Here is a 24,463-nt window from a genome sequence, read left to right as displayed (position 1 = left end):
TAGCATCACCCACTAGCGGACCGCATGATCGGGCGGCGGCGCGGGGCTGAGTCCGATTGCCGTCGCACAAGGGTGAACTCCATCGACCGGTGGCGGCCACCTTCCCCGATCGGCCGGCCGCGAATGGTCGCACCGAGCAGTTCTACCGCCACGCGCGCCATCGCCGCGGTCGGCTGGAGGATCGTCGTCAGCGCTGGCCAGATCGTCGTTGCGATCGGGGTGTCGTCAAAGCCGCAGACGGTGAGGTCGGCCGGCACATCGAGCCCGCGGCGCTGCGCCACAGCGACCGCCGCTGCGGCCATGTCATCATTGCAGGCGAAGATCGCTGTCGGTGGAACCGGCATATCGAGCAGGATTTCGCTCGCATCGAGACCGGAGCGGTAGGTGAACAATCCCCTCGTGATCAGCTGATCATCCAGCGCGATGCCGTGGCTCTCGAGCGCGGCGCGATAGCCGGCGAGGCGGCGTTCGCTGACGGTCTGATGGGGGTCGCCGCCGATAAAGCCGATCCGCTCATGGCCGAGCGCGAGGAGGTGGCTGGTCATCGCGAAGGCGGCGCGGAAATCGTCGATCATCACCGCCAGGGCATCCTCCGAAGGTGCGGCGGACGCCACGACCACGACGGGTATGCCGGCCGCGAGCAGCACGTCGAGGACAGCCCGGGAATCGCAGAGCGGCGGCGGCAGGATCACGCCGTCCACACCGCTCTTGATCAGATGCCGGGCAATGTCTGCCTCATGATCCCCGATCTGGCATTTCTCGACGATCAGCTGGGCGTCGATCCGCCCTGCCTGTTCGAGGCTGCCGAGGAGCAACTCGCTGAGATAGCCGCTGGGCTTGCTGCACAACAGGCCGATGCGGATCGTGTTGACGCCGGCCAGACTCCGCGCCGCTGAACTCGGCGTGTAGTTGAGCGCCGAGATCGCGGCGTTGACGGTCTGGCGCGTGTCCTCGCGGACCCTGCCCCGGCCGTTCATGACGCGCGAAACCGTCATGGTCGAGACGCCGGCCAGCCTGGCCACGTCAGCGATCGTGGGCACGCCGTGTCGCGTGGTGAGGACCTGCTCGTTCACGCCAGTTCCTTCAATGCGTTGATGAAGTGACGCGCGCGCGCGCCAACGATCGCGGGTCCGTCGCCAGGCTTGTAAAGTGCCGAGCCAAGCCCGAAGCCCTGCGCACCACTGCCGAGCCATGGCGCCATGCTTTGGGGCGTGATGCCGCCAACCACCAGCACCGCCATATCGGCGGGCAGCACGGCGCGTTGCGCGCGCAGCACCGCGGGGGTGGCAGCTTCGGCGGGGAAGAGCTTCAACCCGCTCGCGCCCGCCGCAATCGCCGCGAACGCCTCGCTCGGTGTGGCATAGCCGGGCAGCGATACCAGTCCCGCTGCGGCACTGGCGGCGATCACCGCCACATTGGTGTTGGGCGAGACGATGACCCGGCCCCCTGCGCCGCGGACTGCCTCGACCTGCTCGACTGACAACACGGTGCCGGCGCCGATCAGCACATCATCGCCGTAACGCTTGGCGATGCGGGCGATGCTGGTCAGCGGCTCGGGCGAGTTGAGGGGAATCTCGATCATCGAGAAGCCGGCTTCCACCAGCGCATCGGCAATGCCCTCAATCTCTTCCGGGCCCACCCCGCGCAGGATCGCGACCAGCGGGCACCGCGCCATCGCCGCGCCGAAGTCAGAATTGAGGCGCATCGGCCATTCTCCAGATTGCGGTGATCCCCGCGACAAAGGCCGCCTGGCTGTCAACCGGTACAGCATGCCCGCCAGCCGTCGCAATCGCGGCTGCATAAAGGGCACCAAGCGCTGGATCGGCGAGGACATGCACTGCCTGCCCCGGTGCAAGCGCCTGTTCGCGGACATCGGTTCCGATCAGCAGGCCGCTGACAAAGGCGGCGCTATCCTCGCGGTCGCGCAGGCCGAGCAGCGCATCGGCGCGAACCCCGAACAGGCGCGTGAGAAGTGTCGCGTCGGCGGCCGCGGCGACGCCCTCGCGGAACGCTGGGCCATCGGCAACCTCCCCTTTCAGGAAATCCGCGAGCAGGCTGTGGCCGCGGAGCAGCGCGAACATCTCGCCGGTCATCGTGGTGCGGAAACGATCGACGCGGCCAGCCGCCATCCAGGCCCATTTGCAATGCGTGCCTGGCTGGCAGAGCAAGGCGTCGGACGGCGCCAGTCCGGCCGGCACGCTGCCGAGCAGCTGTACTTCCTCACCCCGCATCACGTCGCCCCGTGTGCCATCGAGGATCGACAGGCCGGGCACGATCGCTACGCGCGGCCCGACCCAATGGAGCGCGCCGGCAAGCGCGCCGAGATCGGCCGGGCATTGGAGATAAGGCACCTCGACCCAACCCCGCACCGAGCCGACCATCCCGGCACACAGCACCGGCTTGTCGCCGAAACGCTGGCGGATACCGGCAAGCTCAGCGGCGAAGGCGCCCGGCGCGATGGCCAGCACGCCATGATCGTCCCGCTCGGTCGCGACGACGCCGCCATCCGCGTCAATCGCATAGACGCGCCGGTTGGTGGTGCCCCAATCGACCGCAAGAAAGGCCGCTTCACCCATGCTCGTCACCAGATCACGTAACCGTGGCCATGACGTTTGCGATCGTCACCAAATCCATTGCTTTACTTCCCTTGGAACCGTCTGCCCTTGCGTTGGGTGGCAGCGACCATTTATGACATTGATATTATTTTACTCAGCGAATGCGAGCGGAACCGAGCATGACCCAACCCCAGCCCTCCGAAGTGCGGACCTCGCTCGGCCGTAACCTCACTTATGGCATGCTCGATCATCTCGGTAAGATGATCGTCACGGGCGGCTATGACGACCGGCCTTTCCCGACCGAGGCCGAGCTTTCCATCCAGCACAGCGTCAGCCGCTCGGTGACGCGCGAGGCGGTGAAGATGCTGACCGCGAAAGGCCTGCTGAGCGCGCGGCCGCGCCAGGGCACGATCGTCCAGCCGAGCAGCTCGTGGAACCTGTTCGATGCCGATATCCTGCGCTGGCTGCTCGAACGGAAATTCTCGCTCGACCTGCTGCGCCAGTTCAGCGAGTTGCGGACTGCGATCGAGCCGGCGGCGGCTGAACTTGCCGCGCGCGAGGCGGATCAGGCGGGGCTTGACGCAATCGCCGCCGGCTTCGCCCGCATGGCCGCGGCTGATGTTGGCGATGACGACTCGCTCGAGGCGGATATCGCCTTTCATCTGGCGATCCTGCATGCGTCGGCCAATCCCTTCTTCATGCAATTCCGCGACGTGGTGGCGACGGCGCTGCGCACATCGATCCGCTTCACCAATCGGATCCGGGGCCGCAATGCCGATCTCGAAGCGCATGAGGCAGTGAAGATCGCGATCGAGCGGCGCGACGGGCGCGCGGCGCATGCGGCCATGCTCCATATCATCGATGACGTGATGGTGGTGATCAGCCGCACGGCCGTAGCGGCCTGAAACTGCGCGCGGCAAATCCTTCATCTGCTCTACTCTAGCCCCCGCCAGTGCCGCCGATCCCTGCCTTGCGCCGCGACGCCGGCGCGGCATTCGGCCAACGGAAACCATATATATCATATAAAGCATGTCGACGCGAGACCGCATTGAGGCGTTGACCGGGCGGGGCAGATTATGCCACTCGGCGAGCGGCACGCGGGTGTAGCTCAATGGCAGAGCAGAAGCTTCCCAAGCTTACGACGAGGGTTCGATTCCCTTCACCCGCTCCATTTCCTCTTCCAGCGCGCATCGATTTGCCTCCTGTCGATTGGGACTTCTACGGCAGCCGTCGCGCTGTTTGAATCAGCTCGCCATAGAGGCATCGCGGGACGACACCGATGTTGGACGTGTGACATAATTCAGTACGGATTCGGACGGCCGCGTCGGAGCTTCACGAGGGGAAACGCGGGAAATGGCGTTCCGCGGGTTGGAGAATTTTGTCATGCCTGTCGGGGGCCTGTAGCGCTCTGATCACGAGGCGGGCTGGTGTTGGGACGGCGATCAGGGTCACCACGCCTGTTGGGAATGTCATGAGGGGTCACTGACATTTCCTATCTGTACAGAACATTGTACATGTCCCCACCACAAGGGACACCCATGTCGGTTCATGGCTGGGCCTGGGTTTCCGTCAGGATCTTGACGCAGGCGCTGCTGGCATCGGCCGCCTTTTCCAGGAAATCCGCGAAGCGCTCCAGGTCTTGCGGGGGATAGGTGCGCAACAAGGCCGTCATGGCTTCGTTGACCGGAACGAACAGGGCGTCGAGTGTCGCCATGCGATCGGGCAGAACCTCGACGAACACCTTGCGGCGGTCCTCCAGGTCGGGCGTGCGGCGAACGAAACCCGCCCGTTCCAAGCGATCGATCAGGCCCGTGACGGCGCCGCTGGTCAGGCCGGTGCGCTGGCCGATCTGACCGGCCGTCGCCCGGCCGCCCGTGGCCAGCAAATCAAGGCATTCCAGATCGACTGAATTCAGCCCGGCTTTCCGAGCCACGGCCTGGCTCAATATCACGCCGATCGCGGAGGCCTGGCGCATGGCCATCATCAGGCGTGACGTGGCGTCCTGAGGCGCTTGACATTCTCTTTGAGTCATTTATTCTTAGTCACCAAGATACTTTGCCATTGAGAAATACCATAATCCCGCCGCGGCTGTCGATGGGCCGATGCCAGCCGGCGTTCGGGCGGGTTGTCGGTGGAATCGACTTCGCCGGCCTGCCCATGAATCCCAGAAGCGTGACAATCGAGGAATGCGATGAGTTTCCCCCTATTGATGGCGAGCCTTGCCGCCTTGCTGAGTGCCATCGGCGTTGGCGGAGCTTTGTATGAAGCGCTCGTCATCGATGCGGCCTGGCCGAAGAATCCATCGTTGATTCAGCCGCAGCAGGGTGGGGTGCTGCGGACGCGCTTCTGGATTCCGGCCCATGTCGCGCTGGAGCTGACGTTGATCGCGGCGATCGCGCTCAACTGGTCGTCCAGCCACATGCGCTTTTTGCTGCTTTCCGCCTTCGCTTGCCAGGTGATGACGCGGCTTTGGTCCTTCATGGACTTCATTCCCAAGGCGCTCGCCTTCGAGCGCATGGCTCCGGAATCGGTTTCCGAAAGGGCTGCCCGGGCCTGGACGGCGCGCAGCCTCATGCGCCTGCCTTTCGCGCTTGCCGTTACCGGACTGGCCTTTGCGGCAGTGCTGGCATCCCAGGCGGAACATTGCGCATAAGGGCGCCAACCACGAGGACATTCCTGACGATCGTTGACATGACGGCATGACGACAAGCGATTTCACCGTTGCGCGCCATTCAGCGCTTGGACTGACCCTGGTCCGGGCCCGAACCAACCGTGCTTTCGGCCGCCACAGCCATGATCAATATGGCCTGGGCCTTATCGACCAGGGCGCACACAGATCGCTGAGCGGACGGGGCGAGGTTGAGGTGGTCGCCGGCCAGGTCATCACGGTCAATCCCGGCGAAGTCCATGACGGCCGTCCGCTGGACGGCGGATCGCGATCGTGGCGCATGATCTATCTCGATCCGGCGGATGCCATGCGCCTGACCCATGACAGCGCGGCGGATTACGAATTCGTCTCTCCAGCGAGTCACGATGTCTGGGCCGCCCATGACCTGCGCCGCCTCTTCGACCAGCTCGCCGACTCCGGGGCAGATTCGTTGCTGTGTGAAAGCTTGCTGACGGTGCTGCTGGCGCGGCTGGGCGTACGCAGGCCGGGACGGGACCATGGCTACCCGTCGTCAGTGCGCCATGCTGTCCGCCTGATCGACGACGACAGCGCCCGGCCGCTGTCGCTGGGCGAGCTTGCCGCCGCTGCGGGCCTCAGCCGCTTCCAGCTGATCAGGATGTTCAGGCGCGCCACCGGTCTGACTCCGCACGCCTATCTTATTCAACGGCGTGTCGATGATGCCCGACAACGGATCCTCGCGGGCACCGGCCTGGCTGAAGCCGCCGCCATTGCCGGATTCGCCGACCAGAGCCACATGACGCGCGCCTTTTCCGCCCGTTACGGCTTTACGCCCGGTCGCCTGGCGGCAGCCCGCAATATCGTTCAAGACTGAAGCCGCCCTTTCGCGCGAATAGAGCGCGGAAAGGAGCTTTCATGTCAGATATCCGCCTTTGCGTCGCCGCGGAGCAACCCGCCATGCTCGCAATCATCAACGATGCAGCACAGCGCTATCGCGCCATCCTTCCCCCGGACCTGTGGCATGACCCCTATATGGCCGCCGACACATTCGAGAGCGAGCTGGCTGCCGGTGTCCGCTTTACCGGCGCGTTCGATGGCGGCCAGCTGGTCGGCGTCATGGGGCAGCAGGCAGTCGGCGATGTCCTCCTGATCCGCCACGCCTATGTCGCCACGGGCTGGCAGGGCCAGGGGATCGGTGGCCGATTGCTCAAGAGCCTTTGCGCGGGCGTCACCCACCCGATCCTGATTGGCACCTGGGCGGCGGCCGATTGGGCCATTCGCTTTTACCAGAGTCACAATTTTGTCGTCGCGGTGCCGGCCGAGGTCCCTGCCCTCCTCCGCCGCTACTGGTCAATCACCGAACGGCAGATCGAAATGTCAGTCGTATTGTCACGAGGTCCCTAAGCTACCCGTGGGCTTCTCTCGCAAGCCTGGCAGTGAAATCCAGGAGGCTTCGCCATTCTGTACCTGTGACGTGCCCAATCTGAAAGATGATTTGAAAGCAAGAACCGGATAGATGCGAAATTTTCTTGAGCATATGCTCTTCGTGACGCAATATCAGGAGTAAATACTCATGGAATTGAAAAACAAAACCATCATTATTTCCGGTGCAAGCAGCGGTATTGGTGCCGCCGCTGCATCTCTCTTTGCGAGTGAGGGAGCTAATGTGATCCTCGGTGCGCGCCGCTCGGCGGAGCTTGCGACGCTGACCGAAGACATCAACCGAGGACCGGGCCGGGCTGTCTATCTCGCCGGGGATGTCATGGACGAAAGCTTTGCCGGCGATCTGGTCGAGCTCGCAGTGACCGCTTTCGGTGGTCTGGATGGCGCGTTCAACAATGCGGGCGTTGTGGGAGAGATGACTTCGATCCCCGATATGCAGATCAGCAACTGGAACAATGTTATCGCCGTCAATCTCACGTCGGCCTTTTTCGCTGCGAAGGCCCAGATTCCGGCGTTGAAGAAAAAGGGTGCGGGATCAATCGTCTTCACATCGTCTTTTGTCGGGTTCAGCAATGGTGGGATGCCTGGCATGGGCGCCTATGCGGCCTCCAAAGCCGGGTTGATCGGGTTGACGCAATCCCTTGCATCGGATCACGCGGCTGAAGGCATTCGCGTAAATGCGCTTTTGCCTGGCGGTACGATCACGCCCAGCGGAGGAGAAGGCGACCCGAGCACCATGGAGTTCATCGCGAACCTCCATCCCGTCAAGCGGATGGCCAGTGCGAAGGAAATTGCCCAGGCCGCGCTTTTTCTTCTTTCCGACCGATCGAGCTTTATGACCGGAAGTCCAATGATCGTGGATGGCGGCATGTCCGTGCGGCTGTTGTAGCCGTCGGGCTGGAGCAATGTCTTCCGCTGAATTCCTGTTCGAGGAGTCCATCAATGGATGGTGAGGCAACCCATAAGCCGGTACGCGATCCCCAGGATCTGGCGCGCCTGCTGGTTTCTCGCGCGAAAGCGGGAGATGTTGACGGAATGGCCGCCCTTTATGAACCCGATGGGATCCTCGATATCGGCGACGGACAGGTCGCCCGGGGCAGAACGGCTATCCGCGCATTTTACGCTGAGCTGATCGCAAGCGGCAGAAAATTCGACCTCGGAGAACAGCGTCCGGCGATGATCTGCGGCGACCTGGCACTCACCTCAACGCGCCTTCCGGGTGGGGCGGTGACTGCCGAAGTCGCTCGCCGGCAAGATGACGGAAGCTGGCTTTGGGTCATCGATCAGCCGGCGATCGCTCGATATCCCTGAGGGCGTGCCCCGGTTAGGCATGGCAGCGCCGCGCAAGCGGGCCGAATACCCAGGTTTGCGGCGGCCCGTGCGATAACCTCATCTTAAATAACCCCTTTGGTCTGGTTGTGATGTCGCCGCCCGTCTACGCCTTGCCAAGCGACGGGGCGTCGCGGCATATCCATCCGACAAGAAACGGGGCACAAGATGGGCAAGAATCTGCAATATCGTCTGGGCGGACTGTTGGCGATTGCGCTGGGGATCGGCTTTGGCTGGTTCTTCATCATGAAGCCGCTCCAGGCGGCCTATGCCCATGCGCCGGAAGTCAAATACGACGCGCGCATTTTTGCGCTGGTGCCGGCGTGCCTGGTGTTCGGGCTTTTCTTCGTCATCGGCGGTGCGAAATGGCCCTATCGGAACGTCGAGACCAAAAGCCTCACCCGCGCCGGCTGGGTGTTGATGACGATCGTCGCGCTCGCTGCTGCGGCGGGCTTTTTCTGGTTCGACCGCCAGTTTACGGCGCTGGGGTATCGGGTGGGCTGAAACACTGCCGTTCGGCGCCAACTGTTGCGCTTCAAAATTGACGCGGCCCTCTGCGGCCTTCCGATATCCTCGCCGCGGTTAATCAGCCACCACAACGGGATAGCGGCCTACATACTTTTCGATCAGCCCACCTCCATGTACCAGCATTTTCGGAAGAGCGGCTAGATCAGCTTCAGTAGCAGGCCCCAGATGCGTATCTTCGACCCAGAGCTCACCCCCCGATGTTCTGCGGGTCAATCCCTTTTCATCATCGGATATCGGCTCGTTCGCAACGATTGACCAGTGCTTCCTTTTGAAGCCGTCGAGGCTTGAGTAGTATAAATCGAACGGCCCGGAAAAATCGCTCAGTCCAATCGAGCCGTTATCCGGCAGCCTCTTTTTATAGACTTTCAGACATATCGTTTCCGCGAAATACTCGGACAGAAATATGACCTTCGCTACGCCCACGCCGCCTTCCGTTGGAATCGTGACTAAGCTTCCCTCGATATTTTTCTTCATCGTCCAACTTTCTTCAATCGTCCTGCCAAAGAGCATCGAGTTAGGGTGCAAATTACGTTGACAGTGCATTTAACTTCTGCCGTGGGCCACGTCTGGCGGGCTTGAGCGTGCGCCCGCTTTCGACCTCCAGCCTGTCGAGAAAGGCGGAATCGCCGATCGGTCTGCCAATGCTCTCGGCCCTTCTCAGCCGCAACAGCATCTCGTCCTCCTCGCCTGCGGCCAACAGCGCCGCGAAATCCGGATAGCGTGACGCGATCGGCGCCGTGGCCGTGATGCCGTCGTCGATGCGGCCAAGATGCGCGTGCACGCTCGACCAAGGCCAATCCACTGCCTGATCCGTCAGCCCCGCGCGCACCGGGTTGAGCGCGACATACCGAAGCGCCGCCCCGAGATGCGCCTCGTCCATTGCGACGCAGCCAAAGCGCCCTTGCCAGAAATGTCCGCTACGCTTGAGCCGGGCGTGGATATGGCCGGCATAGCGACGATGCACCGCCGAGAGCGCACGGCGCAGGCCGTCCTCATCCTTCGGCACCAGGATCAGGTGAACATGGTTGGGCATGAGAACCCAGGACCAGATCTCGACGCCCGCGCCGGCGCAATGCGCGCCGAGCAGATCGCGATAGAGCGCATAGTCCTCGTCGCCGAAGAAGGTCTTGGCACGACCGTTGCCTCGCTGCGTGACATGATGCGGGTGCCCCGGAAAAACTGCGCGTGCCAGGCGAGCCATACGGGCCCGTTATCAGGTCGGCGCGGCGATGGCAATTAAGTGCACTGTCACCGTAACTCACCGTAACTCTATCTGTACAGAACATTGTACGTATCCACTCACAATTCTTGACTTCGTCCAGGTCAAGAATTGGGGGTTATTGCACGTGGCACCGTAATACATACCGAAGCGGCGCTCAGCACCGACTGTTGCGTTTCAAATTGACGACGTCCTCAATTAGCTGGGTCTCAACACAGGGGTGCACTCCAGGGCTGTCACCCTTTAGCGTGTCTCAGTCGAAGGGTGCACTTCACCGGTCTTTAAACGTCAGGCAACCGGATGACACTGGTTCCTGCGGGAGGCCGCATAGCGACACCATCAGCGTAAGCCATTTGCGCTTTCCGCGTGAATCGGTGCCACTTCATAGGTGCGCTTTCACCGGTGTCAGGATTCACAGCAATTGCGCCAGAAAGCAAAGATGCTTTTAGCTGTTTAGCAGCCTCTCGCCACCGACGGACCAAATCCTTGTCACGGGTATTCGACCATAGAAAAGATTCACCCAGCCCATTTTCGGATAACTCTCCGATTTCGAGTACCAAGGCATCCGGATTAAGCTCTGCAAATTGACGCATCGTTGCACCCGATAGATTTGGCTCCGCAGGAGTAAACATTATCGCTCTTCTGCTTCTGACACTCAGGGACCCATCTACCCTATCAACGATTCTAAATCTTGGACTATCTTCACAGTATTCGCTCACCCACAAATTATTATCCGCTATTATATTTGACAGAAGGACAATATATTCGTCTGGCATCGCGTGATATTGAATAGAAAGCGTCATCAGTCGTCATACCCCACAAAATCGGTTTCAATGCCGCCTTTTTTGATTAGGTCGTTTAACGCATCTTGTTCGCGTGTAACAGGAGTCCCGTCCGCTTTGGTCCTTCCGACATTTCTTGCTTTTGGGCTCTCATTTGGCTTACCGTACAGGATATCCGGTCTACGGCCTGACTTTTTTCCGCCTGGCGTTGGTATGAGACGTTCCCTTCCCCCGCCTCCGGCGAGGATGTCATAGCCATCCGCTTCTAACTTTGCTGCCTCTGCTCTAATTCTAGCGTTGTGAGGCGCGTTCGGATCGGTTTTTGGGCCACGCTTTGCTCCCGCCCCCTTTGCGGCATTTCCGAAAGTTACCTTTACGCTGTTGGGTGTCAGAGGGGGTCTCGTATCAACGGAGGCTTTTCCGGTTCCGGATATGCTGAGGATAGGCCTCTCTGCGGCTGGTAGCCTGGGGCCAATCGGCTCGTCGTAGATGAGGCGGCTACCAGTGCGCCCCTTGGGAATAGAGTTGAGGCCCTTCGGCAGATATTTGGCGAGGGCGGTGATACCGAACATGTTGACCCCGAACTCAATGATAAGCCCAGAGTCACTTTCCGCGCGCCGACTTTCCGCCTCATTGGACTGGCTCTTCGAACTTGTGGCGCTCAGAATCGACGTGCCGACAAACGTGGTCGCCCTTTCCAAGACGGCTCGGACAGAGGGGTTGGAGGCAACTGCTTCGATGCCTTGATTGACCGCGTAGGTTATCGCTACGCCAACCGGACCGCCCTTGAGAGCTGCCATGCCATATTGGACTGCAGTGCGCGCTTCCGGTGTGTAAACAGTGTTGAAACGCTGTTGAAATCCAAGGGCGGCAGTCGCAACATCGTCGCCCCAGGTTCTGTGATCGACGAGGTTGATATCGAGGTTTGACGCATCCATAACCGGCGGCGCCCGTCTGCTACTCGACATCGCAAGCAAGCCGCCCGGATCATCAATCGAGATTCCGCGATCTCGGCCCAGGACGAGCCCACTCGTCGCAACGTCGATCACCCCATTGACGCCAGGATCGCCGCCCTCGATCAATGCTTCGAGGTCTTCTCGCGCCTGCGAGCCTCCTCCTGATCCGGCGGAATCGAGCATGCGACCAACGACAATCGCGCGCACCTCGTCGGCTGACTTTCCTTTGATGGCCTTGCTGTCCGGAGTGAGCGGCGCCCGACCTCGACCAGCAATCCCCTCCCCAATGAAACCACCGATGGTATTGCCGATGACATTCGGAAGCACCGCGAGAATGTTGTCACCAAAGTCGGTGCCGGTGAGGACCGACCGCGTCGCTGCTTCAGTCAGGCCCAGTGCGACATTCTCGCCAATAATGCCCAGTGAGCCGATCTGGCTGCTTACCCCCGCGCCAACCGCGGCGGCCGCCACGCCGGCGAAATCGAACTTCGCCAGTCCGAGCCCGGCATCGATCCCGCCGCTCACCCCGGCGGATATCCCCGCACGCGCCGCCTGGGCTGCCCAGCCGGTGCCGCCCAGCCCTATTTTACTGAAGATACTGCCGCCGGTTTTTGACAGCGGGGTGTTGAGGCCACCCCCCACTCCCCCGGCGATGGCGCCGATGGCAACCGCTTTCCAATTAAATCCGTGCTGCGCATCGATGGCCATGCCGAACAACTGACTGCCAATGCTTGCGGCGGCCCCGATAACCGCACCCGCGACGACGCCGGCGGCAACGGCGGTGACGCCGGTCAGGGCAACCGCCGTTCCCGCCGCGGTCGCCGCGACGACCGCGGTCGGGCCAGCAAAAATTCCGGCAATGAAATGCGTTACCGGCACCTTGATAATGGCCGTGATCGCGATCGCCACCACCAGCATCAGAATCTGGCCTATCACCCCGCAGCCATTGTCCTTCGCCGGCTTCGGCGCGGTGGGGCTGTTCTGGCCCAGGGTCTGGGCGGGGTCATAGGGGTTGAAGGTCGATGCGCTATGAGTGTTGCGTATTATGTTCGAAGGAATGGTCAGCCGGGTTCCCGCCACCAACGTTGCATTGGCGCCCAAGCCGTTGGCTTCGGCCAATTTATACCAGAGATTGGCATCCCCCCAGGTGGCGGCCGCGATGCCGGCCAGCGTGTCGCCGCTTTGAACGGTGTAGGTGCCGCTACCGCCGCCCTGGCTGTAACTATTGATCGGTGAAAGGCCCTGCGAAAAATCACTGTAGGCGGTGGGAAAGTTGCTCCCGTTGGCGAAGTTCCCGGTTGAGACCGGCGCCATGCGACTGTCGATCGAGCTGGAATAATCCGTCTCGAGCGTGCCATTATTGCTGACATGCCCCATTTCGCGGCCGGCGAAGCGGTACCAGACGTCAAGCGGATTGGGCAGGTTCGGATCGTTATCGGCCTCTTCGCGCCGAAGGACCAGCCCCGTCACATCGTTGGTGAAGGTGACGGTGCGCGGCCGGCCGTCAGTGATCACCACTGAGCTTACCTGGCCCAGGGCGCTCAGTGTATAGGTGCTGATATATGTGGTCGATTGGTTCTTATTCGGCTTGTAGTAGGTCGAGCTGATCATTGGGCCTGAGATCCAGGCATAGTTGTTGGTTGTGCTGGACGTAACGGCACTGCCGCCATTGGTTGCGCTCGCGGTTTCCGAATAGGTTATGCTGCCAAGTGCGTAGCCTGTGGTGCCAGTGGCGCCATAATTGTTTGTCGTGGTGCTGGCGATTGTGTCGGTGCCCTGCTTCGAGGAGACGACTTCGCTCGTTACCTGCCCGGCACTATTGTAGAACGCCTGCCGATCATACCCGGCATTGGTGCCGTTTCCGATCCAGTCGATTTGTCGAGCCACTCGTCCCAGAGCATCATTTGTATAGCTGGCGCGAAGCTGCGCCACACCGGCTTCAACGACCTTCGTGGTCAAATTATAGGTGTCGGTGGCAACGTAAACGGAGGTGAGCCGTCCGTCAGCATTGTAACCATAGGTCTCTGTGACATTCAGATCGCGGTACGTATTTTTTACGTGGCCGTTACCATCGCCGATGTCGACACTATCTACCAATGTACGTTCAGTATGAATCGCGGTTTTTCTGTTTCCCGCCAAATCATAGTCATAATAGGTACCAGCGCCGGCGCCTGTTCCCGCCATCTGCAGGCCATTATCGTTGGCCCGCACAATCTGCCCACCGACAAGCGCGCCACGGTCGATCACGACCCGGTTCATGCTGTCATAGGCAAACCATTCATCGCGATATAACGAAAAGGTCGAGTTCGCTCGCCGCACATTGCCAGCAGTGTCATAGGCGTAAGCGACATTTGCCTGGATGGCGATCCCTCCACCGGCCTCTGCCCAGTTCACCATATGATTGAGCGCGTCGTAACTGACCGTCGCGTTTTCGATCACTGCGCCCGCACGCGTCTGATATTCGGTCAGCTTGTTATTCGCGGCGTCATAGGTCGATGTCTGGATCGTGGTAATGCCGCCAACGACAGCGGTCACTGTACCGATCAGCCCTGAGTTGAGCCAGGTGTAGCTGGTGCTGTCGCCGCCAGTGGCGGTTGCCGTCAGTCGCCCGCCCTTGTCGTAGGTAAGGTTCGTAGCGGTCGGGCTCATATCGGTCCGTGCCGCGGTGTGACTGAAATAGTCCGTGGATTCCGTCGTCTGGCGCGTGTTGGCGAAGGTAATTGTCTTCACCCAGCCGCCGAACGTGCCAAGACCGGAAGTTATAAGCGCACTGTCCCAGGAGTAGGCATAGCCGGTGACGTCTCCACCGGCCGCCACGGTCTTGATGATACGGCCCCTGCTGTCGTAATCGGTGGTGTCCACATAGGCGCCGATGCCGGTGATCGTTGATCCGGTCTCCGTGATCCAATGCTTGATCCGCTCGCCCAGGCCGTCATAGTTGTAGTGATCCGTGAGCAGATTGCCGCGGTGCTGGACGTCGGTGAGCCGCCCCATCTTGTCGAACGTCTGAACCTGATCGGTATTGGTCGCGTTGGTGCCGTTATAAAGTTCGTTCCGGAGAATGCGGGCATTTCCGAACACGTCATATCTGGTTTCGAACACACCCCCGTCTGCATGGAATTCCCTGGCGATCAGCGGATCCTGCCCGTCAAAGCCGGTTCCGGCGAGGAGCATTCGCGTGGTGCGATAGCCATTGGCGTTGCTCGTGGAAACAAGCCGACCCGAAAGATCATACCCATAAATTTCGGTGGGATTTACGTTGGAAACTACGCCGGTAGACGATGTAACGCTCACCTGGGGCGAAATTTTCGAAAGCACTCTCCCCATAGTGTTATATATAAAAGAGGTGGTGTAGTTTCGCTCGTCAGTCGAGGATGCCATTTCACCGAAAGCGTTATAGGCTCTTGTGCTGGTAATGGTAACGCTAGCGGCGCCCACCGCAAGAATTCTATCCGGTGCTATTTTTCCTGTCTGCAATCCGCGCTTGTCATAGACAGTGATACTGGTCGTCGCATTGGCAGTGCTGGTATCACCTGTCGTATCGATAGACGCGGCATAGTTGGAGAGAGTGAGCGCGGAAAGATCCGCGCCGGTTGATGTCAGGGTCAGCGTCGAATTGCCGGCCTTGTCGTAGATAAAAAATTTAAGGGCCCCGTCACCGGTGTTCGACCGCCACAGGCGACCGCCGGCGTCATAGTCGAATGTCTCCTGGTAAACTGCGGTCGCAGCAGCGCTCACGGTCGTACCACGCCCCGTGACTTCGCCAAACGCGTTGTAGCGGATACGCACCGCCTCGTAGCTCGGCGCGCCCACCAATTCGCTCGTGAACACCCAGGTGGAGCCGCTGAGCCGAGCCATTGTCTGCGTCGTGGCACGACCCCGAAGGTCGTAACGCGTAACCTGCGCCTCGGTGACGCTGGTGGTGCCGTCCGACTTGAGCCTGGTATAGCTGTCGCGCACGACCCGCCCCGCGGCGTCATAGCCGTAATTGTGGGTGAAACCCTGGGCATCGGTCATCGTGGCGAGACGGCCGCCAGCGCCGTAGGTGTAGCCGGTGACGTGATCGTTGCTATTCGTGCCGGAGGCGTCGACCTGAACTCGGCTTGATTTCAGGTTGTTGAGGCCATCATAGACATAGGAGGTCCGAGGCGCGGCATTGTCGTTGCCTGTAGTCCACAGATAGTCCTTGAACGATTGATCCGTCTCAAGCGTCAGGCGACCCACCACGTCATAGGTATAATCGGTGCGCTCGCCTGTGGCCTCGGTCTTGCTGAGCACCTGGCCGAGGGCGTTATAGGTGTAGTTGACCTTCGAGACCGCGGTCGAGTCCGTCGCGGCGACATCGGTGGCCACACCCGCGGCGCTGATCGCGGTATAGGCGACGGCGAGGCGCTTCTCCTCGATCCGGCGGCCGGCAAGGTCATAGAGGAACAGCGTCGTGCGGTTGGCGTCGGTAGCCCCCGTGCCCAGCAGACCCGGAAGCGCGGACGCCGCAGTGGCGGTCGTGAACGCGCCTGTCACCTTGTTGGCGTAACGAGTCTCGCTGCTGACATTGCCCTCAGCATCCAGCAGCCAGGTGGTGAGATAATTCTCGGCATCCACCTGGGCGACCTTGCGACCGCGCATGTCATACCAGGTGTAGAGCGAGTTGCCCCGGGCATCGCCCTGCCGGATCACATTGCCGGCAGCATCATAGTCCTGCGAGACGGTGATGTCGGTGCTTGAGGTGACGTAGCTGCTACCGTTCCATTCGCCGGTGGCCACCCCGGATACCGTGGTCTTGCTCAGCCGATCGTTGCGGTCATAGGTAAAGCCGGTCAGGCGATAATTGTTCGCATCGACCGGCGCGGGAGCCGATCCGGTCGCATCGGCCGGCAGCGTGACCAGATCGCCATAGATCTTGGCCGATGTGACGTTGCCATTGGCATCATAGGTGTTGCGGGTAAGCACGCCTTTTTCGACGCCCGACGGCTTGTCGGTCTGGACAAGCTGCCAGAGGGCGTGACCCAGTTTGTCATACCAGGCGAGCGTGCGCGCGCCGGCAGGATCGATCTGTTCGATGGCGTTGCCGCGACCATCATAGATGATCCTCGTGATCGGCACGAAACCGGCGGTATCCGTCAGATCGTCGTTCACGATGGTGACGGCATCGCCTGTGGTTTTGTTCAGCCGGTCGAGCTTGTCATAATCATAAAGGGTCGTCCGTGCCTCGGCGGCACCAAAGGCCTCCACCATCTTGATGCGGTTGCCGCGGGTATCATAGTCATAGGTGTTGGTGACCGTTGCACCAGCCGCGGTGACCTGGATGACCTCGCTGGTCAGCAGGCCGCGCTTGTCGAAGCTGTTGGTGGTGAGGCCGCCGAGCTTGTTGGTGACGCTCTCGCGGTCACCAAAGGCGTTGTAATTGTAGGATTCGGTGATGTTGTTGGCTGTGTTGCTATCGGTCGCCTGCGAGGTCGATTTGACGCGATCGAGCTTGTCGTAAATGAAGCTGGATTTGGAATCCTTGGTGCTGTCGGGGTGAACAGCCGGCAGATTTGCCGGGCCGGGCGTGCCGGTCCAGGTGACGTGCGCGGCGTAGCGGGTGACCGTGTCGATCTTGCCGGTGAAGGTATAGCTGGTTGCCGTCGCGTATTTCTCGGCATCGACCTGGAGAACCAGGCGACCGAGCCGATCATAGTAGTTATATCTCGAGGAATCCCTCGCTGTGTCGGCGGTGTAGGTCGGCAGCGTTGTTGCACTTGCCGTGTTCGTCGCGGCATTGGCGCGGCGGGTCACCGAGACCATTTCGCCGAATGCGTTGTACGCCATTTCAGTCACGAAGCTTTCGGCATCGCGGCTGGTCGTCAGCAGATCGCGCCGGTCATAATAGTTATAGCTCGTGGCATCCTTCGCCGTGTCGGCGGTGTAGGTCGGCAGGGTCGTGACGCTGGCGGTATTGGTCGCCTTGTTGAAGCGCCTGGTGACCGAGACCGTATTGCCTCGGGCGTCATATGCCATTTCGGTGACGTCATTTTCCGCGTCGCGGCTGGCCGTCAGCAGATTGCGCCTGTCGTAATAGCGATAACTCGCAGCATCATTTACCGAATCCGCGGTATAGACAGGTAGGGCGGCGGCGCTGGCGCTATTGGTCGCCTTGTTGGCACGGCGCATGACGGACACAGTATTGCCGGCTGAATCATACGCAGTCTCAGTGACATAGGACTCGGCGTCCCGGCTCGTGGTGAGCCGCCCCAGTCGGTCGTAATAACTGTAGCTGGTCGCGTCCTTGGCCGTATCGGCGGTATAAACCGGCAGGGTCGAGGCGCTGGCCGTGTTGGTCGCCTTGTTCGCGCGCTGCGTGATCGAGACGATGTTGCCCAGTGTGTCATAGGCCATCTCGGTGACGTCGTTCTCGGCGTCACGCATGGTGGTGAGGCGACCGAGCTTGTCGTAATAGCTATAGCTCGCCGCGTCCTTCGCGGCATCGGCCGTGTAGGTCGGGACAATGGTGGCGCTGGCGGTGTTGGTCGCCGCGTTCGCCCGGCGCATGACTGAAACAACCGCACCTGCCGCGTTATAGGCGGTTTCGACTACATAACCTTCGGCGTCGCGCGTCATCGTGACGCGGCCGAGATGGTCGCGGTAGAGATAGCTGGTTTGATCCCTGGCAGTGTCCGCGGTGTAGGTCGGAAGGACCAGGGCGCTCGCGCCATTGCTCGCCTTGTTGGCGCGGCGCGTTGACGAAACGACCTCGCCGCGGGCGTTATACCCGGTCTCGGTGACGTAACCCTCGGCATCGCGGGTCGTGGTGGCCTGGCCGCGACGGTTATAATAAGCGTAGCTGGTCGCGTCATTGACTGCGTCGGCGGTATAGACCGGTAGCGTCGTGGCGCTGGCGGTATTGGTCGCCTTGTTCGCGCGGCGCGTGATCGAAACTGCGTCGCCTGCCGCGTTATAGGCGGTCTCGGTTACATAGTTTTCAGCATCGCGGCTGGTCGTGACCTGGCCGCGACGGTTGTAATAGGAGAAGCTGGTCGCATCATTGACGGCATCGGCAGTGTAGGTCGGGAGCGTCGAGACGCTTGCCGTGTTGGTCGCCTTGTTGGCGCGCCGCGTGACCGAGACGGTATTGCCGAACGCATTGTACGCGAATTCAGCTACATAGCTTTCGGCATCGCGCGTTGTCGCGAGGCGACCGAGCATATCATAATAGCTGTAGCTGACGATATCCCTGGCGCTGTCGGCGGTATAGGTCGGCAAGGCGGTTGCGCTGGCGCTATTGGTCGCCTTGTTGGCGCGTCGCGTGGTGGAACTGATTTCGCCGAAATTCGTGTAGGAATATTCAGTAACATAGTCCTCGGCATCGCGGGTGGCAGTCACCTGGCCGAGGATATTGTAATAGCTATAGGAGGTGGCGTCGTGGGCGGAATCCGCGGTGTATACCGGCAGAGTTGAGACGGACGCGGTGTTGGTCGCGCGGTTGCTGCGGCGGGTGACCGACACAGCTTCGTTGAACGCGTTATATGTCGTCTCAGTGACGTAATTCTCTGCATCGCGCGTCGAGACAACGCGACCGAGCCGATCATAATAGCTGTAGGTTATATTTCCGAGCGGGTCCGTAACCGTTACGACGTTGCCGAGGCCATCATAAGTGAACGAGGTGATCGTCTGCTCGGTGGCGCCATAGGCATCGTAACGCGAGACGACCCGGCCGGCCGTGTCGTAGACGTAATAGGTCTGGACCGCGTCCGACGTGCCATAGGCGTCGATCCTAGTGTTGAGCGTGCCGTTGGCGTTGTAGACATAGCTGGTGACCACCCCTTCGCCGTCGGTCATGCTCGCGACGCGGCCGTCCATATCATAGCTGGTTGCGGTCGCGGTGTAGATCCCCGACACCAAAGCCGGGATGTCGGTGACCAGCGTCGCGTCGGTGACCGAGGCCAGCGAGATCGGATTGTCCCAGCGGACGCTCCCGACCTGCCGGTCTTCCGCGTCGTAATCGTACCGCGTGACATACCCCACACCATCGATCGTGAAGGTCAGGTCACCGCGCGCATCATAATAAGAGCGCGTCGTACGATTGTCGGCGTCGGACATATGCGATGAAGCGAAGGTTGCAGGCGTCGAGCCATCCCAGAGGGTGGCGTAGCGCACCGTCCTGGTGACATGCCCCATATTGTCGTAGGCGAACGCGGTGAAACCTCCTGCCGGATCGATCGCATAGCTTAGGTTCTCATGGGCATCATAGACGGCCTGGCTGATCCGGTTGCCGCTGTTCGATGCAAGGCCGCTCACGGCATTGATCGCGGCGCGCACGCCGGCAACGGTCCAGGCGTTCGGCGACGAGACCGTGCCGGCATATTGGATTGTCTTGGTCGGCCTGCCGATGACGTCACCAAGGCTCTGGCCAGGATAGGCGTATTCGGTGACGTGATTCTGGGCATCGACGACGAAGGTGAGCAGGCCTTCATTGTCGTAGACATAGTGCGTCGTGCGATTGGCCGAATTCGTGCCAAGATGCGACTGGATCGTAACCAGGCTCGCAGACGCACGGTCGCCGCTGGCGACCTGGCTGGCATAAGCCGTCTCGGCGATCTTGAAACCGCCGGCGTCATAGGTGGCCGTCGAGAGATAGCCCTCGCCATCGAGCGTACCGACCACGCGCCCGGTTTTGTCGTAGAAGATCCGAGACGTCTTGTCGTGGACGGGATCGAATATCGGTGTCGGCAAGAACGGCGGCTGGTCGGTTTGGGCAGCGCTTGCCGTACTCACCATCGGTTCGATCATCGAGAATGAACCGGTGCCCGCGGCCGAGCTTGTCATATAGACTTCGAGCCGCGCATCGACCGCGCCGACCGGCACGGTGGCGAACCCGGAGAGCTTCGAGTTGAAGGTGGCAGTTCCGCTGATCTGGCCGATGGTAGTGGTCGGAAGCGCGTTGCCGTTGGCGTCGCGCCAGTTGAAAACGAACCTCAGCGAAGAGATCGGCCCAATGCCCTCAAACCCGGCGCTAGCCGACAATCGCTCTCCAGGCACGACCTTGAACCAGTCGCTGGCGCCGGTAGAGATCGATGCCACCTGCCCGCTGCCCGTGGCGGTGAATCCGGTTTTGATGTACGAATGTCCGCCCGATGTCCCAGTATAGGGGGAGCCGCTGTTGACGATGTTCTGGGGATCATAACCGGTCATCCACCCTGTGGTGCCGTCAAACTGACTGTTGCTGATCCGGTTGAGCGCCTCACTCGCGCTGGTGTAGCGCGGTAGATATGCAATAGACGGCGCGGACAGGGTGACGGCGTCGCCGGCGGTCGCAGTGTTGCAACCCTTAACGTAGAAGAACGCGCTAGCCGTGGCTGCCGTGGCGAAGGTGCGGGTGATCCGGATACGCGTGTCGGCGTTTGTCTGAAGGCCGGTCAGCGTCACGGGGGCGGAGGTGTTCACGGTGATCGAGCCGGGGCCGGACAGAATGCTGGCTGTCACCGTGCTGCTGTCGCCCCAGCCGGTCTCCGAGTAGAATCCGAGCGCGTCTGTCAGGGTGGAGCCCGCGCCCCTCACCGTCACGTCCCAGACCAGCGTGTCACCGGCCGCCACGGTAAAGTTGCCCGCCCACAAATTGCCGGCTGTGCCGGTTGCGGTGAAGGTGTAGGGCCCTGTCCCGGTTCTTGTCAGACCACTTAGGCCCCACTGATTCGTGTTCGACAAATCCGGCTCGAGATTGATCACCGACACCGCTGCCTTGAGGTTGGCGATTTGCGTTGCGGTCAGCTTGTTGAAATAAGCGGTCGTGCCGGTGAGCTTGCCTGAGGCGTCATAGCTGTAGGCAGTCGCATCGCCGGCACCGTCGACCGTCTGAATCGTGCGGCCGTCCTTGTCATAAACATTGAACGTCCAAAGATCGCTGGCACTGCCGGCTGGGCGATTGGTCGCAAGATCGAATGCGACCGTCAAAGTCTGGAGCGTCGCGAGCTGAGTTGACGTGAGCGCGGTCGCGTATCGGACCGTCGCTACGACCCGATTGTCTGCGTCGTACTTATACTCGGTCAGCACGCCATAATGATCGACGTCTCCGACCTTTCGGCCGGCATTGTCGTAAATCATGTAGCTGTTGTGCTGGGTCGCATCGGTCACCATCCGCAAGCGGCCCAGCTGGTCGTAGCCATAAGTCGAAGTCGCGACCGTGACCAGCGCGTCAGCCGCCGTCGTCTTGACGATATTGGGCGAGGCCAGGATCACCGAGTCGCCCGCCGTTGCGTCGCCACCCGAGGTCCTGACGTAGAACAAGCCATAGACCGTCTCGGCCTGGGTGAAGGTGCGCGTGATCCGGATGCGTGTTTCAGTGGTCGTCGACAGATTCCCGATMACCCAAAGCGAATTATATTGGCCCGTGAACGAGCCCGGCCCCGAGAGGACCGTCGCYGTGGTATTGATGGTATCACCCCAGCCGGWTGCCGAGCCGTAGAAGCCCAGCACGTCCTGAAGCGTCKTGCCTGAGCCCTTGATCGCGACCTCCCAGGTCAGGGTGTCGCCGGCTGCAACCGTAAACGGCCCGCTCCCGATCGATGCTGCGGTACCGGTCGTCTGGGTCGTGAACTGCGTCGCTGGCTCCCCCCCGATGGTGCCGGCCGYGGCCATCGTGACGTTGCCCTTCGTCCACTGGCTCGCGTTCGTGAGGTCGGGCTTCAGATTGGCGCTGATGGACGCCGTCGACTGCGTGTAGGAAATGAGATCCCCAGCCTTGTTGTAGGTCGAGGTCTGGGTGAGCCCGTTGGCCAGCGTGACGATGGTCCGGCCGTTGGTGTCATCGAATAGCACGCTGGTGGTGCTACCCTGCAGGTCGACCGAAGCGACCACGCGTCCCAAGCCGTCATAGACATAGGTCTCGGCGTTATGCTGATCGTCTTTCCGCGACAGCAACTGGCCGGCCTGATCGTAGACGTAGCTGGTAAAACTATATCCGTTGGCGGTGGACCCAGTGCCCGGATTGGTGGACGCGGCGTAGCCATATACGCCTGTGACATTCCCCCGGGCATCATATTGGGTGTAGGTCTGGTTGACTGCGGTCGGATCACTTAGCCCCGCCACCCAGGCGTTCATCTGGGCAAGCGTCGGCGCCTGGCCAGTTGTCGTCTTGACGATATTGGGCGAGGCCAGGATCACCGAGTCGCCCGCCGTTGCGTCGCCACCCGAGGTCCTGACGTAGAAAAAGCCATAGACCGTCTCGGCCTGGGTGAAGGTGCGCGTGATCCGGACGCGTGTTTCAGTGGCCGTCGATAGATTCCCGATAACCCAAAGCGAATTATATTGGCCCGTGAACGAGCCCGGCCCCGAGAGGACCGTCGCTGTGGTATTGATGGTATCACCCCAGCCGGTTGCCGAGCCGTAGAAGCCCAGCACGTCCTGAAGCGTCGTGCCTGAGCCCTTGATCGCGACCTCCCAGGTCAGGGTGTCGCCGGCTGCAACCGTAAACGCGCTCCCGATCGATGCTCCGGTACCGGTCGTCTGGGTCGTGAACTGCGTCGCTGGCTCCCCCCCGATGGTGCCGGCCGCGGCCATCGTGACGTTGCCCTTCGTCCACTGGCTCGCGTTCGTGAGGTCGGGCTTCAGGTTGGTGCTGATGGTGCTGGAACTCAGCCCACTCGTATCATAGACCTGCCCGACATAGGTGAGTGCCAGCCATTCGCCGGTCTGAGCGTAGCGATGCTCGACGACATTGCCGTCGGGGCTGACCTCGAACGCCAGGCGATTGCTCGCATCATAGACATAGCGAGTCGTGTGCGACTGCGCTGTCCCGGACTGGTCGTCGCCCGTAACCGTCTCGGTCAAGAGTTCGTTCTTCGAACCATAAGTGCGCGCGGTGACATTGCCGAGCGGATCGGTGATGGTTTGTGCGTGACCCCAGGCTGTGAAATTCGAATAGGCCGTCATATTGCCGAGCGGATCGGTGACGCTGGTGACGTTGCCGTTCGCATCATAGGTGAACTTGGTGACCTGCGATGCGAGGCCGGTGGAGGCCGCAGGCGCGGTGATCTTCGTGAGGTTATCGCTCGCATCATAATCGAGCCGCGTCACCTGGCCGGTTGCATCGGTAACGGTCGAATAACCCGAATAATAATCGATCGTGGTGACACGCGTGGTGGTGCCCGCCACTGCCTGGGTCAGTGTATGAACCCGGTTCGAGCCGTCATAGCCGATCGTTAACGACGAGCCGTCGGTCTCGGTGATTGTTGCGACCATTTTGGTCGCCCCGATATAGGTATAGCTGGTGGTATAGACCTTGCCATCGGCGATGCTGTTGTCGCCCGGCGACAGGTCGATCGTAACCGCGGTCAGCCGGTTGGAGGTGTCATAGCCATAGCGCGTACGGGTCAGCGTCTTGGCGGTCGAGGTGACGAGATCGGTATAGCCCGTGGTCACCTGGGTGATATTGCTGCCCGACCAGCTATATTGCTCATAGCTGCCGTCCTGCGTCGTCACCTGGGTCAGGTTCGCGCCCGTATAGGCGAAGGTCAGCTTCAGGCCGATCGTATTCGCCGCTTCGGTGATCCGCCAGTTGTCGGCGCCATAAGCGGCATAGGTCTCGGTGAATTGCGTATCCCCGTCAGTCCAGGTCCACACCCCACTGGCATTGACCAGCTTGTCATAGGCACCCGAGCCATCGGTCGCGAAATAGGCGCTGACGCCGTTGATCGTCTGATAGGTATAGGTGATGTCGGAGCCGTCGCCCGAGGTTCGCTTGATCGTGCTGCCGGCCGTGTTGAGCGTGCCGGTCAGCCCGTGCACGGCGCGCGTCGTGCTCTGGCGCCAATGGTCGCCATTGTCGCCGTCCGACACGCTCTCGATGCTGTTATAGGTCCGGCCGATCGTCGAATCCGGACCCAGCCCCACCAGGAACTCGTCCTGCTGGCTGATCAACAGATTGCCGGTCGCCGCGTTCAGCAGCACCTGCTCCTTGTTGCGCCCGAGCGACCCGGAGCCGAGCAGCCCCGCGCCCCCCAGGATCGAACCCGAACCGCGCTCGAAACCAGCCCGCGCTCGAAACCAGC

General features: G+C 61.1%; 15 protein-coding genes and 1 tRNA gene. 8 read left to right on the top strand and 8 right to left on the bottom strand.

Features of this window, described 5'->3' with window-relative positions; genetic code table 11:
* Positions 1-5: 5 nt before the first annotated feature.
* From AC1DVS_RS11415 to AC1DVS_RS11405, 3 genes are read right to left on the bottom strand one after another with little or no spacing between them, the layout of a single operon-like run.
* On the bottom strand, positions 6-1,073 hold the full coding sequence (locus AC1DVS_RS11415; protein ID WP_478023057.1) for a LacI family DNA-binding transcriptional regulator: 1,068 nt from the start codon (positions 1,071-1,073) through the stop codon (positions 6-8).
* Positions 1,070-1,705, bottom strand: a complete 636-nt coding sequence (locus AC1DVS_RS11410) for a 2-dehydro-3-deoxy-6-phosphogalactonate aldolase (RefSeq protein WP_478023055.1) — start codon at positions 1,703-1,705, stop codon at positions 1,070-1,072. Before AC1DVS_RS11410 ends, AC1DVS_RS11415 begins: the two co-directional genes overlap by 4 nt.
* A complete protein-coding gene (locus tag AC1DVS_RS11405) occupies positions 1,689-2,576 on the bottom strand; it encodes a 2-dehydro-3-deoxygalactonokinase (RefSeq protein ID WP_478023737.1) in 888 nt (295 codons plus the stop codon). Before AC1DVS_RS11405 ends, AC1DVS_RS11410 begins: the two co-directional genes overlap by 17 nt.
* Before the next feature lie 158 nt (positions 2,577-2,734).
* On the opposite strand from AC1DVS_RS11405, the gene AC1DVS_RS11400 reads away from it, so the two are divergent.
* On the top strand, positions 2,735-3,460 hold the full coding sequence (locus AC1DVS_RS11400) for a FadR/GntR family transcriptional regulator (protein WP_478023054.1): 726 nt from the start codon (positions 2,735-2,737) through the stop codon (positions 3,458-3,460).
* A gap of 192 nt (positions 3,461-3,652) precedes the next feature.
* A tRNA-Gly gene (locus AC1DVS_RS11395) sits at positions 3,653-3,726 on the top strand.
* 375 nt (positions 3,727-4,101) lie between these two features.
* On the opposite strand, the gene AC1DVS_RS11390 is transcribed toward AC1DVS_RS11395, so the two are convergent.
* On the bottom strand, positions 4,102-4,539 hold the full coding sequence (locus tag AC1DVS_RS11390; protein WP_478023052.1) for a MarR family winged helix-turn-helix transcriptional regulator: 438 nt from the start codon (positions 4,537-4,539) through the stop codon (positions 4,102-4,104).
* Between the two features lie 207 nt (positions 4,540-4,746).
* Between AC1DVS_RS11390 and AC1DVS_RS11385 the strand changes: the two genes are divergently transcribed.
* The 6 genes from AC1DVS_RS11385 to AC1DVS_RS11360 all read left to right on the top strand — a co-directional run bounded on the left by AC1DVS_RS11385 (position 4,747) and on the right by AC1DVS_RS11360 (position 8,457).
* Complete coding sequence (locus tag AC1DVS_RS11385) at positions 4,747-5,208, top strand: hypothetical protein (RefSeq protein ID WP_478023050.1); 462 nt, start codon at positions 4,747-4,749, stop codon at positions 5,206-5,208.
* Between the two features lie 46 nt (positions 5,209-5,254).
* Entirely contained in the window at positions 5,255-6,055 is an 801-nt protein-coding gene (locus tag AC1DVS_RS11380; protein ID WP_478023048.1) for an AraC family ligand binding domain-containing protein, read from the top strand.
* A 41-nt stretch (positions 6,056-6,096) separates the two neighbouring features.
* The gene (locus AC1DVS_RS11375) at positions 6,097-6,585 is read left to right on the top strand and encodes a GNAT family N-acetyltransferase (protein ID WP_478023046.1); all 489 of its coding nucleotides are present in this window, start codon (positions 6,097-6,099) and stop codon (positions 6,583-6,585) included.
* A gap of 169 nt (positions 6,586-6,754) precedes the next feature.
* Complete coding sequence (locus tag AC1DVS_RS11370) at positions 6,755-7,513, top strand: SDR family oxidoreductase (protein WP_478023044.1); 759 nt, start codon at positions 6,755-6,757, stop codon at positions 7,511-7,513.
* A 53-nt stretch (positions 7,514-7,566) separates the two neighbouring features.
* A complete protein-coding gene (locus AC1DVS_RS11365) occupies positions 7,567-7,935 on the top strand; it encodes a YybH family protein (protein WP_478023042.1) in 369 nt (122 codons plus the stop codon).
* Positions 7,936-8,121: 186 nt separating this feature from the next.
* A complete protein-coding gene (locus AC1DVS_RS11360) occupies positions 8,122-8,457 on the top strand; it encodes a hypothetical protein (protein WP_478023040.1) in 336 nt (111 codons plus the stop codon).
* 78 nt (positions 8,458-8,535) lie between these two features.
* On the opposite strand, the gene AC1DVS_RS11355 is transcribed toward AC1DVS_RS11360, so the two are convergent.
* The 4 genes from AC1DVS_RS11355 to AC1DVS_RS11340 all read right to left on the bottom strand — a co-directional run bounded on the left by AC1DVS_RS11355 (position 8,536) and on the right by AC1DVS_RS11340 (position 24,362).
* On the bottom strand, positions 8,536-8,955 hold the full coding sequence (locus tag AC1DVS_RS11355) for a hypothetical protein (protein ID WP_478023038.1): 420 nt from the start codon (positions 8,953-8,955) through the stop codon (positions 8,536-8,538).
* 52 nt (positions 8,956-9,007) lie between these two features.
* Positions 9,008-9,682 carry a transposase gene (locus AC1DVS_RS11350; RefSeq protein WP_478023036.1) on the bottom strand — a complete coding sequence of 225 codons (675 nt, stop codon included), beginning with the start codon at positions 9,680-9,682 and terminating at the stop codon, positions 9,008-9,010.
* Between the two features lie 299 nt (positions 9,683-9,981).
* The gene (locus tag AC1DVS_RS11345) at positions 9,982-10,503 is read right to left on the bottom strand and encodes a hypothetical protein (protein WP_478023034.1); all 522 of its coding nucleotides are present in this window, start codon (positions 10,501-10,503) and stop codon (positions 9,982-9,984) included.
* Entirely contained in the window at positions 10,503-24,362 is a 13,860-nt protein-coding gene (locus AC1DVS_RS11340) for a LysM peptidoglycan-binding domain-containing protein (protein ID WP_478023032.1), read from the bottom strand. The genes AC1DVS_RS11345 and AC1DVS_RS11340 overlap by 1 nt, the downstream gene beginning before the upstream one ends.
* Positions 24,363-24,463: the final 101 nt, after the last annotated feature.

It is taken from the genome of Sphingomonas sp. P3_C5, from assembly GCF_056402635.1.
This window is presented reverse-complemented; position numbering and strand designations above follow the sequence as displayed.

Coding starts and splice junctions, on each gene's coding strand:
- AC1DVS_RS11365 (WP_478023042.1), top strand. CDS start 7,567: ATGGATGGTGAGGCAACCCATAAGCCGGTACGCGATCCCCAGGATCTG.
- AC1DVS_RS11405 (WP_478023737.1), bottom strand. CDS start 2,576: ATGGGTGAAGCGGCCTTTCTTGCGGTCGATTGGGGCACCACCAACCGG.
- AC1DVS_RS11355 (WP_478023038.1), bottom strand. CDS start 8,955: ATGAAGAAAAATATCGAGGGAAGCTTAGTCACGATTCCAACGGAAGGC.
- AC1DVS_RS11370 (WP_478023044.1), top strand. CDS start 6,755: ATGGAATTGAAAAACAAAACCATCATTATTTCCGGTGCAAGCAGCGGT.
- AC1DVS_RS11410 (WP_478023055.1), bottom strand. CDS start 1,705: ATGCGCCTCAATTCTGACTTCGGCGCGGCGATGGCGCGGTGCCCGCTG.
- AC1DVS_RS11345 (WP_478023034.1), bottom strand. CDS start 10,503: ATGACGCTTTCTATTCAATATCACGCGATGCCAGACGAATATATTGTC.
- AC1DVS_RS11400 (WP_478023054.1), top strand. CDS start 2,735: ATGACCCAACCCCAGCCCTCCGAAGTGCGGACCTCGCTCGGCCGTAAC.
- AC1DVS_RS11350 (WP_478023036.1), bottom strand. CDS start 9,682: ATGGCTCGCCTGGCACGCGCAGTTTTTCCGGGGCACCCGCATCATGTC.
- AC1DVS_RS11385 (WP_478023050.1), top strand. CDS start 4,747: ATGAGTTTCCCCCTATTGATGGCGAGCCTTGCCGCCTTGCTGAGTGCC.
- AC1DVS_RS11375 (WP_478023046.1), top strand. CDS start 6,097: ATGTCAGATATCCGCCTTTGCGTCGCCGCGGAGCAACCCGCCATGCTC.
- AC1DVS_RS11360 (WP_478023040.1), top strand. CDS start 8,122: ATGGGCAAGAATCTGCAATATCGTCTGGGCGGACTGTTGGCGATTGCG.
- AC1DVS_RS11380 (WP_478023048.1), top strand. CDS start 5,255: ATGACGACAAGCGATTTCACCGTTGCGCGCCATTCAGCGCTTGGACTG.
- AC1DVS_RS11390 (WP_478023052.1), bottom strand. CDS start 4,539: ATGATGGCCATGCGCCAGGCCTCCGCGATCGGCGTGATATTGAGCCAG.